Raw genomic sequence first — 11,898 nt, forward strand, 5'->3', positions numbered from 1 at the left:
GCCCGTCACCCGGAATGTTATACCTATTTCTTACATATGTTCTCCATTGCCGTTTTAGTGGTTGGTGTAACGCTCGGCTTGGCACTTGGGGTGGCCGTTGACTTCCGTTGCTGGACTTTCGGCTGGTCGCTGCCCAGAATCAGCTCGATGCCGTCGATGTCGGCCGCGCGCAGCTCGGCGCCCGGAATGGCGGTGGCGACCAGTTTCGCCGATTGCTCCATGCCCGCGCCGTACCTGATGAAGGTCTGCTTGTAGTCCTTCTTGTCGGTGTTACCGGGCTTGCCGGGCACCTTGAACCCGTACGCGACGAGTGCCTCCTTCGTCCGCGCCGCCAGACCCGTGATGAGCGTGCCGTTCTTGACCTTGAGCGAGACGTCTCCGGGCGCGAGCGCCGTCGGCTTGGCCGACGGCTTCGGGGACGTGGACGTGGTCGGCTTGGCCAGGTCCTCGTCCGCGCCGATCTTCCTGAACATCTCGCGGGCCGCCGCCTTGTCCCACAGCACCGCCGACTCGCCGGTGGGCGTCCTGAAGTCGACGTCGGCCAGCGGCACCTCGGCGAACTTCACGTCGCCCAGCGACACGTCACGCAACTGCGTGGCCAGGCCGAGCAACCCGTCGTCGGGATCGACCTTCACCGTGCTGAGCGTCGAGTTGACGAACGAGGCCAGCTTGCCCGGGTTGGCCAGCGTGTCGGCGCTGAGCGCCCGGTTGAGCAGCGCCGAGATGACCTGCTGCTGGCGGTCGATGCGGTCGAGGTCGGAGCGGGCGGTGGCGCGGGTGCGGGCGTAGCCGAGCGCCTGCACGCCGTTGAGCTGGTGGGTGCCGGCCGGGAGGTTGAGGGCGATCTTGGTGTCGTCGATCGGCACCGGCGTGCACACCGTGACCCCGCCGAGGGAGTCGACGACGTCGATGAAGCCCAGGATGTTGACCTCGATGTAGCGGTTGATCTCGAGCCCGGTCGCCGCCTCGACGGTCTGCTTGGCCAGCTTCGGCCCGCCGAACTGGTACGCCGAGTTGATCTTGTGGTCGCCCTTGCCGGGGATCGTCAGCCACGTGTCGCGCGGCAGGCTCACCACCGTCACCTTCTTGTGGTCCTCCGACAGGTGGATGACCATCATGGTGTCGGTGCGCTGGCCGGCCTCGCGGCCCAGCTTGAGCCGGTTCTGCTGCTGGCGGGTGAGGTCGTCGCGCTTGTCGACGCCGACCAGCAGGATGTTCTCGGCGCCGCTCGACGAGCGCGCGGTCACCCCGGCGTCGACCGTGCCGATCTGGCGCGGCGTGGCCCACACCACGCCGGTCGTCACCAGCACGCAGGAGGACAGGAAGCCGGCGAGTATGACGTTGCGGCGGCGGGCCTTGGCGCTCCTGCGCGGCTTGCGGGTGCGTGCGGGTGAGAGCTTGACGCCGCCGTAGGCGTCGCCGCCCACGAGCACACCGCCGTCCTCCTCGCCCGGGTCGCCCATCCCGTCCCCCTCTTGCTCACGCCGGAGTATCGGGCGTTGGATTGCCCTCCTGCCTCGGTCGTACAGTAGCGTGAGCCCCGCCATGAAGCAGTTCCCCGACTCGCCGCACGCGCCCGCGGAGACGCGCGGCTGGCCCCCCATCTCCGTCATCATGCCGGTCCTCAACGAGGAGCGGCACCTCCGCGAGGCCGTCGATATGGTGCTCGCCCAGGACTACCCCGGCGAGATCGAGGTCGTCCTCGCCGTGGGGCCGTCACAAGACCGCACCCAAGAGGTCGCCGACGCCATCGCGGCGGCCGACCGGCGGGTGACGGTCGTGCCCAATCCGACAGGACGGACGCCCAACGCGCTCAACGCGGCCATCGGCGCCTCGCGCAACGGCATCGTCGCCAGAGTCGACGGGCACGCCATGCTGCCCTCCGACTACCTGCGCGTCGCCGTCGAGACGCTGGCCGAGACCGGCGCCGACAACGTGGGCGGCATCATGGCCGCCGAGGGCATCACACCCTTCGAACAGGCCGTCGCCTGCGCCATGACCTCGAAGATCGGGGTCGGCGCGGCGGCCTTCCACGTGGGCGGCACTTCCGGCCCTGCCGACACCGTCTACCTCGGCGTCTTCCGCCGCTCGGCGCTCGACCGGGTGGGCGGCTACGACGAGCACTTCCAGCGGGCCCAGGACTGGGAGATGAACCACCGCATCCGCCAGACCGGCGGGCTCGTGTGGTTCCAGCCCCGCATGCGGGTCACCTACCGGCCGCGGCCCAACGTCAAGGCGCTCGCCAAGCAGTACTTCCACTACGGGCGATGGCGCCGGGTGGTGGCCCGCACCCACGAGGGCACGATCAACCTGCGCTACCTCGCGCCGCCGGCCGCCGTGCTGGCGATGCTGCTCGGGCTGGTCGTCTCGCCGTTCTTCCCCCTCGGGCTGATCATCCCCGGCGGCTACCTGCTCGCTATCGTGGCGGGCTCCGTCCTCACCGGCGGCGGCCTCCCGATGAGCGCCCGGCTCCGGTTGCCGCTGGTGTACGCCACCATGCACTGCTCCTGGGGCTGGGGCTTCCTGACCAGCCCCAGGAAACTCTCCCGCCCCCTCAACTGACCCCCCGCAGATCAGGACCCCGCCGCACTCCGGCGGGGTCCTTCTTCAAAGGACCCGCTTTGTGTGGTGGGTGGTCAGGAGTCGGTGAAGTGGCGTTCTATGGCGGCGTCGAAGCGGGTCAGCGCGTCCGGGTACTCCGGGCCGAACAAGTAGCTGCGGAGCTTGACGCGGGCCCTGGCCAGGGTGTCTTCGCCGTCCAGGAACTCCGTCAGGCCCGACAGGTCGGCGTCGATCAGCATGCCCGCCTCCGTGCTCGGGTAGCGCTCGTGGAAGGCGGACTCCGGCAGGCCGGCGACGTTGGTGACGGCGTACGGCTTCTCGCTGGCCAGGAAGTCGGCCACCACGCTGGAGATGTCGCTGATCAGCAGGTCGCACTCGTTGAAGCAGTCGTACAGGTGCGGCTCGGGGCCGGTGACGATGAGGTGGCGGATGCGGGGTTCCTCGGCGGCGGCGCGGGAGGGGTGGCGGGCCTTCGACGCGGCCAGCTCGGCGGCCTCGATCATGGCGACGATCTTGCGGTGCGCCCGGGTCGCGGCCTTGTCGCGCTGGCCGGTGAGCGGGTGCGGCTTGTAGATGACGCGCAGCGGCGGCTGGTGGTCGAGCAGCGCCCGCACGATGCGCGGCCCCATGGTGACGAGCGAGGTGTGGAACAGGTCGTCGTTCCAGCCCTCCCAGGTGGGCGCGTAGAGGACGGTCCGGTACGGCAGCCCTGGCCCCTTCGTCGAGATGCCCTCCAGCTGCGGCCTGCCGACCTCGTGAATGTTCTCGTCCCTGACGCCCACCTTGGCCCGCCGGTAGCGGTCGCGCCCCGCGGGCCCGGCCACCCACACCTCGTCGTACACCCGCGAGAACGGGTTGAACGACGCCTCCTTGTCGCTGTCGCCGTGGTTGAGGAAGGCGCTGCGCAGGGTGGGGATGCGCAGCATGTGGACGTTCCTGCCGACGTTGGAGACGTACAGGCAGAGCTTGGCGCCGGCCAGGGCGCGGAAGCTCATGAGGTCGGCCGACGACGGGATGCACACCATCGGCAGGCTGGTGCCCTCCAGGTGGGCGGCCATGCCGCGCTCGCGCAGGACGACGATGGCGCGGCGGCGGACGCGTTCGAGGGTGGGCAGCCACATCCTGGCCTGGTAGGCGGCGGCGGTGGCGCCGGAGAAGTACAGGATGACCTCGGGGGCGTACCGCTCGATCTGCTCGCCGACGACCTCCAGGACGCGGGCGCGGTCGGTGAGGGGGGCGGCGCGGCGGACGTACGGGATGAGCGCGAGCGCCGCGGCGAGCCCGGCCGTGAGCGCCAGGGCGGCCCCGATCGTGGCGGGCGCGGCCCCCTGGACGGCGCCGAGCACGGGCAATGCGTCGAGGTAGAGGAAGACCACGCTGCGGCCGTCACGCAGCGGCCCTGGCGGCAGCTTGGGGATGCGCAGCGCGGAGACGTCGAGGTTGCGCGTGGTGACCGGCATCCTGCTGAGCATCTGCCGCAGCCGCAGGGCGAGCCCGGTGTGCAGGGCGCGGACGCCGTGGACGGCGAGCATCCCGGCCGCCAGCGCCACGAACCACGGCGAGTCGGCGCCCGTCGTCCGCGCGACCAGCAGCAGCGCCAGGGTCTCGCGGACCGCGAAGCGCAGCGTGATGCCGAGGTGCACCTTGGCCAGCGCCTCGGTGAGGGGGCGGGCGGCGCGCGGTGCGGCGTACTCGACGGCGTAGGACGCCAGAGCTGCCAGTCCGAACAGCACCGGCGCCGGCCACAGGGCCGCGACCAGCAGGACGGGGTAGCAGCCGAGCAGCGCCGCGCTCACGATGAGTCTCCTCATGCGAACGCACGGTAACAAGGTGCGGGTCAAGCGCCGTCAACGCGCACGTCTATGACTTGCCCTGATAGGTCGGAGATGAGAATGTCCAGCGAGGTCTGAGCGACCAGGAGCGGAGAGGCACCGGTATTGACGCAGTTGACCCGGATGCCGTCACCGGCCCAATCAAGGGCCGGTGCCCGGGGCAGCGCGGCCACCGTCGCCGCGCGGCACCGGCGCGGGCAGCTCGAAGAGCAGCTCGGCGATGTGCAGGTCGGCGGGATGGGTGACCTTGATGTTGCGCTCGCTGCCCGGCACCAGGTGGATCGGCACCTCGGGCAGGTACCGCAGCACCACCCCGCAGTCGTCGGTGCCGCCGGCGAAGCCGGGATCGGCCATCGCCAGCTCGTAGGCCCGCCTGATGACCGACAGGCGGAAGCACTGCGGGGTCTGGCTGCGCCGCAGCCGCGACCGGTCGAGCACCTCGCCGATGACCTCGCCGCCGTCCTCAGGCACGGCCGTGAAGATCGTGTCGGAGCTCGGGATCGCCACGTTGACGGCCTCGTGGGTCTCCAGCGCGCGGACACACTCCGTGATGATCCGGGGCTCCAGAAGCGGGCGTACGGCGTCGTGCAGCAACACGTTGCACTCCTGCGCGCCGATCGCCTGCAGGGCCCGCCACGTGCTCTCCGTACGGCTCGACCCGCCGTCCACGATTTTGCTCACCTTGCGGTAGCCGCCGGCCGCCACGATCTCCCGCACCCGGTCGGCGTATCCGGGCGTCATCAGCACCACGACCTCGTCGATCTCCGGCGCGCGCTCGAACGCGGCCAGCGAGTGCTCGATGATCGTCCGCCCCGCGACCTCGATGAGCTGCTTGGGCGTGGCCGCCCCGAGCCGCTGTCCGACGCCGCCCGCGAGGAGCACTCCAACCGATCGCAGTCGTGAATTCATACGGGCAGCGTAACGGTGCCGGTCCGTGATATCGCGTTGACCTGTCGCTACGCTGTGTCTACGCACCCCCCAGTCCACGCACTCCACCCCGACCGGGAGGAGACCTGCGCTTTGCCCGACTCATTGACCCGCGAAAGCACGGCCACGTCGGTCGTGCTGCTCGCCACGACGCCCGCCGGCAGGCTTCTCAGCGGCGACGGCACCCTGCTCGACCGGCTCAACGACCAGCTCGCCACCCTGCCCGTCCGCGAGGTGCAGGTGATGAGCGCGGGCGGCGGCCTGCCTGCCGACCTGCGCGGCATCGCCAAGATCGTCCGCACCTCCACGGGCGCGGTGGCCGTGCTGCCCGCCGACCTGGTGGCCCACACCGAGGCGCTCGCGCAGCTCCTCGAACATCCCGCGCGCTGCACCGCCGCGCTCATCTCCCACGACGCGACCGCCGCCCCGATGCGCCCGCCCGTCCGCGTCGAGGGCGGCAAGGTCGTGGCCGCGGGCAGCTCGTTCCACCTCGTGCCCGAGTCCAACGCGACCTTCCGCGGCGTGCTGCAGGCCGGCGAGGCCGACCTCGGCACGCTCGCCGACGTCGCTGAGGAGCTGGCGGAGCTGGCCGAGGAGGGCAGGCTCGGCCCCGTCACCCCGGTGGAGGCGGTCGACCTGCTGCTCGTCGGGCTCGTCAGGTCGGGGGTGAGCGTGCGGGCGGCGGCGATCGGCTCGCTGCACGCCGACCGGGTCACCGGCCAGAACGCCGCCGACGCCGCCGTACGCCGGCTGTCCGAGGTCGACGAGGCCAAGGTCAGGCTCGACACCTCGGTCAAGGCCGACGACGGCTTCTTCGCCACCTTCTTCGTCTCCACCTGGACCCGCCACCTCATCAAGCCCGCCGTACGACTCAAGCTCACGCCCAACACCGTCACCGGCATCTCGGCCGGGCTCGCGGTGCTGGCGGCCGTGTGGTTCTCGGGCGGCACCCGCGGCGCGCTCGTGCTGGGCGCGGCGCTGGTCTACCTGTCGTTCGCGCTCGACTGCCTCGACGGCCAGCTCGCCCGCTACACGCGCAGCTTCTCGCCGCTCGGGGCGTGGGCCGACGGCATGTCCGACCGGCTCAAGGAGTACGCCGTCTACGTCGGCCTGGCGGCCGGCTCCGCCGACCCCGGCATCTGGTACCTCGCCGTGGCCGCCATGATCCTCCAGGTGGTCAGGCACGGCATCGACGCCACGTACGCGGGGGCGGTCGAGGACGGCGCCCGCGTCGGCGCCTCCTGGGGCCGGCCCACCCGCAGCCTGCTGGAGACCCAGGACGTGCGCCGCGCGCCAGGCGGGGTGCTCAAGCTCGCCCACCGGCTCGAACGCGACACGATCGCCCGCTGGCTGAAGAAGATGATCGTGCTGCCCATCGGCGAGCGCATGGCGCTGATCGCCGTCACCGCCGCGTTCTGGAACGCCCGCGTGACGTTCCTGGCGCTGCTCGGCTGGGGCGGCGTGGCCGCCGTCTACCAGCTCGCCGGACGGATCGCGAGGTCGGCCAGGTGATATCGGTGCAGATGACCCCCGTACCCAACAGCACGGTCGTCGCCTACCGCGACGACGGGCCGCTCTCACGTGCCATGGGCCTGCTCGTGGCCGGGCAGCTGCCGCCGCTGCCGCCGGTGCTCGCCGGCACGTTCGTGACGGGCGTGCTGCTGGTCATCGGCGTGGCGGGGGCCGACGGGCTGGCCGTGTTCGCGCCCGCCGTGACGCTGCTGCTGGCGGGCCCGGGCAGCACGCACCCGCACGACGGCAGGTTCGACTGGCTCGTGCCGCCGATCCTGCGGCTCATCGAGTACACCTTCATCGCCGCCTGCGGCTTCGCCCACGGCGTGCACCCCGTGCTGATCTTCGTGCTGCTCGGCGCGCTCGCCTTCCATCATTACGATCTGGTCTACCGGCTGCGCCAGGGCGTCTACCCGCCGCCGTGGCTGGCCACCCTCGGGCTCGGCTGGGACGGCAGGATGATGGCGATCTCGCTGATCGCCCTGTCAGGGTGGCTGAGCAGCGGTTACGTCGTGCTCGCGGTCTATCTCTGGGGCCTGTTCGGCTGGGAGAGCCTCACGTGCTGGCTCGCCGCACCCCGATCCGGGGTCGAGGCCGCCGAGGCGGGAACGCAAGACTGACGCCGGATTACCCGCACGGGGTCCAAAGACGAATACTCTTTGGGCCACGGAAGTCATGCCGACTGAGGAGTGCACGTTGCTGGGAATGGTTCTGGCCGCTGGGGCCGGACGACGCCTGCGGCCGTACACCGACACGCTGCCCAAGGCGCTCGTGCCGGTCGACGGCGAAACCACGATCATGGACATCTCGCTGCGCAATCTCGCCGAGGTGGGCCTGCGCGAGGTCGTGGTCGTCGTCGGTTACGCGGCGCAGGCCGTGCAGGAGCGTAAGGACGAGCTGGAGCAGCGCCACGGCGTCCGGCTCACCCTCGTGCACAACGACAAGGCCGAGGAGTGGAACAACGCCTACTCCCTGTGGTGCGCGCGCGACTACTTCGCCCAGGGCGTGCTGCTGGTCAACGGCGACACCGTGCACCCCGTCTCGGTGGAGAAGACCCTGCTGTCGGCTCCCGAGACGAGCGACGTGCTGCTCGCGGTCGACAACGTGAAGAAGCTGGCCGACGAGGAGATGAAGGTCACGCTGACGCCCGAGGGCGCGCTGCGGCGCATCACGAAGCTGATGGACCCGGCCGACGCCTACGGCGAGTACATCGGCGCCACCCTCATCCGCCCCGGCGCGGCCGACCGGCTGGCCGACGCACTGAAGACCACGTACGAGCGCGACCCCCAGCTCTACTACGAGGACGGCTACCAGGAGATGGTCGATCGCGGCGAGCTGATCCACGCCGCGCCCATCGGCGAGGTCGACTGGGTCGAGGTGGACAACCACGACGACCTGGCCAAGGCCCGCACCATAGCCGTCCACTACTGAGGGGGCGCGCATGCCGCTTCTCGCGAGGATGTTGCCGGCGCCCTTGACGATGGACGTCAGGCGGGGCGCGGTGGCTGAGCTCGGCGCCCTGCTGGCCGACAGCCGCGTGGCCACCTCCGGCCGGGTCGCCGTGGCGGTCGGCCCCGGCCAGGGCGACCACATCGAAAGTCTCATCGCGCCCACGCTGGGCGAGGCCGAGGTGTTCAGGGTGGCCGACGGCACGGTCGACGCGGCCGTCTCGCTGGGCGCCGACCTGCGCAAGGGCGCCTACGAGGTGGTGGTGGGCGTCGGCGGCGGCAAGACGATCGACGCGACCAAATACGCCGCGTCGCTGGCCGGCATCCCCATGGTGGCCGTGGCCACCAACCTGTCCCACGACGGCATCTGCTCGCCCACGGCCTCGCTGGTCTACGAGGGCGGCAAGGGCACGTTCGGGGTGCCGATGCCGCTCGCCATCCTCGTCGACCTCGACTTCGTGCACAGCGCGCCGAAGTCGCTGGTGCGGGCGGGCGTCGGCGACGTCATCAGCAACCTGTCGGCGATCGAGGACTGGCAGCTCGGCAACGTCGAGCGCGGCGAGCCCATCGACGGGCTGGCCTGCTCGATGTCGCGCACCGCCGCGGAGGCGCTCATCGGGCGCAAGGACTCCATCGAGTCCGACGCGTTCCTGACCGTGCTCGCCGAGTCGCTGATCCTGTCGGGCATCTCCATGGTGGTAGCGGGCTCATCCCGGCCCGCGAGCGGTGGAGACCATGAGATCCTTCATGCCGTGGATCAGCTCTTCCCCGGCACCTCCAACCACGGCGAGCTCGCCGGCATCGGTGCCGCCTTCTGCTTCTTCCTGCGCGAGGACGCCGCCCGCGTCGAGCAGGTCGTCGGCTGCCTGCGCCGCCACGAGCTGCCCGTCGTGCCCGGCGACATCGGGCTGAGTGCCGAGCAGTTCGCCGAGGTCGTCGCGCTGGCCCCGGCCACCCGCCCCGGCCGTTACACGATCCTGGAGCACCTGCGGATGCAGGACTCGGAGATTCGCGATCGGGTGGGGGACTATGTCCGGGCCTTCGGTAGCTGAGCTGAGGCAGGTGGCCCAGCCCGCGGGCCACCTGGAGCGCCGCAACGGCGAGCACTGGGCGGGCGTGCTCTACATGCGCCGGCTGTCCATCTACGTCACCTGGGCGATGACCAAGACTTCCGTCACGCCCAACCAGCTCACCTGGGTGATGACGGTGGCCGGCGTGGCGGCCGGGTTCGTGCTGGCCCTGCCGGGGCTGTGGGCGGCCGTGCTCGCCGCCCTGCTCATCCAGGTCTACCTGCTGCTCGACTGCTCCGACGGCGAGCTGGCCCGCTGGACGGGCAAGACCTCGCCGGCCGGGGTCTACCTCGACCGGGTGGGCGCCTACTTCGCCGAGGCGGCCGTGCTGGCCGGGCTCGGCTGGCGGGCCTCCGAGGTGCTGCCCGACTGGTACACCGTGCTCGGCTTCGCGGGGGCGCTCGGCGCCATCCTCATCAAGGCCGAGAGCGACCTGGTGGAGGTGGCCAGGGCCAAGGGCGGGCTGGGCACGGCCACCGAGGCGGCGGCCGTGCAGTTCCGCTCGGGGCTGCTCGGGCTGGGGCGGCGGATCCTGGCGGCGACGCAGTTCCACCGCATCATGCAGCCCATCGAGCTGTCGCTGCTGGCCGTGGTGACCGCGATCATCGACGCGATCGTCGGCGTGCCGACGGCCACGCGGGTGCTCGTGGTGGCCTGCGCCATCGCCGCCGCCGTGCAAGTGGTGCTGCATCTGATCAGCATCATGGCATCGAGACGACTTGCTTGATCTCCACCGGAACCGCCGAGGCGTCTTGTCCGTCGTATTGATCGGACGTCCGCGGTTCGGTGGGGGTTCACTGTCGGTTCCGATACGCTTAGCTTCACCATCCAGGACCATGCAGACCAGCAGACTCGGTGATCATGAAAGAATGCTCCGCTCGTGTTCTCAACGCGTCAGGACGATGATTCGTTGAAGATCTCGTGCGTCATCCTCACCATGGGCAACCGGGTTGCGGAGCTGAACCGGGCGGTCGAGTCCGCGCTCAACCAGGTCGACGGCGACGTCGAGGTGGTGATCGTAGGCAACGGAGCCGACGTGCCCCAGCTGTCGGCGACGCCACCCGAGGGTTCGGCCGCGGTCGTGAAATCGATCCGGCTCGACCACAACACCGGCATCCCGGCCGGCCGTAACCGGGGCGTCGAAGAGTGCTCAGGCGACGTCGTGCTGTTCCTCGACGACGACGGCTGGTACGCCGACCAGAAGGTCGTCTCCCATGTGCGCGACCGCTTCGCCACCGAGCCCGACCTCGCGGTCATCTCCTTCCGGGTGATGGACCCCGACGGCGGCATCGGCCAGCGCCGCCACGTGCCGCGCCTGCGGGCCGGCGACCCGCAGCGCTCGTCGCCCGTCACCACGTTCCTCGGCGGCGCGTCGGCGATCAGGCGCTCTGCCTTCCTCCAGGTCGGCGGGCTGCCCGAGCGGTTCTTCTACGCCCACGAGGAGACCGACCTGGCCTGGCGGCTGCTCGGCGAGGGCTACCGCATCGAATACGACGCCGAGACGGTGATGTACCACCCGCAGGTACCGCCGACCAGGCACGCGGAGTTCTACCGCCTCAACGCCCGCAACCGGGTCTGGCTGGCCCGCCGCAACCTGCCGTGGCCGCTGGCCTTCCTCTACCTCACCAACTGGGTGGTGCTCACGCTGGTGCGCGAGCGCGGCTCCTCGGCCGCGCTCAAGGCGTGGTTCTCCGGCTTCTTCGAGGGCCTGCGCACCCCGGCCGGTGAGCGGCGGCCGATGGCGTGGCGCACCGCGTGGCGCATGGTCAAGCTGGGCCGCCCGCCCATCGTCTGACGCTCACAGCCTGACGTTCACAGCCGGACGCTCACAGCGGCCTGGCCTCGCCGAAGCACATCGCGGCGTGCGCGACCGTGCTGCTGAACATCGCCCGCTTGGGCAGCCCCAGCTCGCTCAGCTCCTTGGCGATGGGATGGTTGCCCAGGCGGATCAGCGCGCCGCTGGGACGCACCTGGGCGCCGCGCGCGCGTACGGTCCACGGCACGACCCTGGTGACGCCGTCGCGGTGCGTGTAGGCGTCGAGCGGCGCCATCACGCTCGCCCCCGGCACCGGCGCGCCCGGTTTGACCAGCAGATCGAGCACCAGCCGCCCGTCCTTGCGCAGAATGCACCGCTTGTACGGCGACCGCAGCCGCAGCTCGATGTCGGCCAGCTCCTTCGGGAACCCCCACAATGACCGCCCGGCCTCCAGCGTGAACGCCTGGTCGACCGGCAGCCAGTGCACGAACACCCCCGCGTGCCGCAGCTCGCCAGGGCCCACGCTCGCGGGGACGCCCGGCCTGCGCACCAGGAAGGCCATGCCGAACTCGTGGTAGGCGTCGAGGTCACCGTCGCGGTAGTCGACGAACACCAGCACGCACACGGCCTTGCCGGGCAGCACCTCGGCCACGTCGAGCCCGGAGTAGGCGATCACCGCCCGGGCGGCGTCGGCACGCACCGGGTAGAAGGCACTGCACACCTCTGCGTCCCTCACCCGCACGGGCATGTCCAGCGTCCGGCCCTGGATCAGATGCGATGCCATAACACCA

At 70.8% G+C, this 11,898-nt stretch carries 11 protein-coding genes; 7 read left to right on the forward strand and 4 right to left on the reverse strand.

Annotated features, from left to right (window positions below; genetic code table 11):
- Positions 1 to 23 precede the first annotated feature (23 nt).
- Positions 24 to 1,463, reverse strand: a complete 1,440-nt coding sequence (locus tag ABZW11_RS01170) for an LCP family protein (RefSeq protein ID WP_355411304.1) — start codon at positions 1,461 to 1,463, stop codon at positions 24 to 26.
- Between the two features lie 82 nt (positions 1,464 to 1,545).
- Here ABZW11_RS01170 and ABZW11_RS01175 point away from each other — a divergent pair, with 82 nt between their 5' ends.
- Entirely contained in the window at positions 1,546 to 2,562 is a 1,017-nt protein-coding gene (locus ABZW11_RS01175; protein ID WP_355411306.1) for a glycosyltransferase family 2 protein, read from the forward strand.
- A 74-nt stretch (positions 2,563 to 2,636) separates the two neighbouring features.
- Here ABZW11_RS01175 and ABZW11_RS01180 read toward each other — a convergent pair whose 3' ends face one another.
- Positions 2,637 to 4,373, reverse strand: a complete 1,737-nt coding sequence (locus ABZW11_RS01180) for a CDP-glycerol glycerophosphotransferase family protein (RefSeq protein ID WP_355411308.1) — start codon at positions 4,371 to 4,373, stop codon at positions 2,637 to 2,639.
- 162 nt (positions 4,374 to 4,535) lie between these two features.
- On the reverse strand, positions 4,536 to 5,303 hold the full coding sequence (locus ABZW11_RS01185; protein ID WP_355411310.1) for an IspD/TarI family cytidylyltransferase: 768 nt from the start codon (positions 5,301 to 5,303) through the stop codon (positions 4,536 to 4,538).
- A gap of 111 nt (positions 5,304 to 5,414) precedes the next feature.
- On the opposite strand from ABZW11_RS01185, the gene ABZW11_RS01190 reads away from it, so the two are divergent.
- The 6 genes from ABZW11_RS01190 (at position 5,415) to ABZW11_RS01215 (ending at position 11,146) form a co-directional block, all read left to right on the forward strand.
- Positions 5,415 to 6,833 (forward strand): CDP-alcohol phosphatidyltransferase family protein, encoded by a 1,419-nt coding sequence (locus ABZW11_RS01190; RefSeq protein ID WP_355411312.1) that lies wholly within the window; start codon positions 5,415 to 5,417, stop codon positions 6,831 to 6,833.
- A gap of 11 nt (positions 6,834 to 6,844) precedes the next feature.
- Positions 6,845 to 7,453 (forward strand): DUF5941 domain-containing protein, encoded by a 609-nt coding sequence (locus tag ABZW11_RS01195; RefSeq protein ID WP_355411314.1) that lies wholly within the window; start codon positions 6,845 to 6,847, stop codon positions 7,451 to 7,453.
- A 76-nt stretch (positions 7,454 to 7,529) separates the two neighbouring features.
- The gene (locus ABZW11_RS01200; RefSeq protein WP_355411316.1) at positions 7,530 to 8,264 is read left to right on the forward strand and encodes a phosphocholine cytidylyltransferase family protein; all 735 of its coding nucleotides are present in this window, start codon (positions 7,530 to 7,532) and stop codon (positions 8,262 to 8,264) included.
- 28 nt (positions 8,265 to 8,292) lie between these two features.
- A complete protein-coding gene (locus tag ABZW11_RS01205) occupies positions 8,293 to 9,333 on the forward strand; it encodes an iron-containing alcohol dehydrogenase family protein (RefSeq protein WP_345409547.1) in 1,041 nt (346 codons plus the stop codon).
- Positions 9,311 to 10,078 (forward strand): CDP-alcohol phosphatidyltransferase family protein, encoded by a 768-nt coding sequence (locus ABZW11_RS01210; protein WP_355411318.1) that lies wholly within the window; start codon positions 9,311 to 9,313, stop codon positions 10,076 to 10,078. Before ABZW11_RS01205 ends, ABZW11_RS01210 begins: the two co-directional genes overlap by 23 nt.
- 183 nt (positions 10,079 to 10,261) lie before the next feature.
- Positions 10,262 to 11,146, forward strand: a complete 885-nt coding sequence (locus ABZW11_RS01215) for a glycosyltransferase (protein WP_355411320.1) — start codon at positions 10,262 to 10,264, stop codon at positions 11,144 to 11,146.
- 31 nt (positions 11,147 to 11,177) lie between these two features.
- Here ABZW11_RS01215 and ABZW11_RS01220 read toward each other — a convergent pair whose 3' ends face one another.
- Positions 11,178 to 11,891, reverse strand: coding sequence for an acetoacetate decarboxylase family protein (locus tag ABZW11_RS01220; protein WP_355411322.1), 714 nt, complete (start codon positions 11,889 to 11,891; stop codon positions 11,178 to 11,180).
- Between the last annotated feature and the right edge of the window lie 7 nt (positions 11,892 to 11,898).

The organism is Nonomuraea sp. NPDC004580 (genome assembly GCF_040609855.1).
Taxonomy (GTDB): domain Bacteria; phylum Actinomycetota; class Actinomycetes; order Streptosporangiales; family Streptosporangiaceae; genus Nonomuraea; species Nonomuraea salmonea.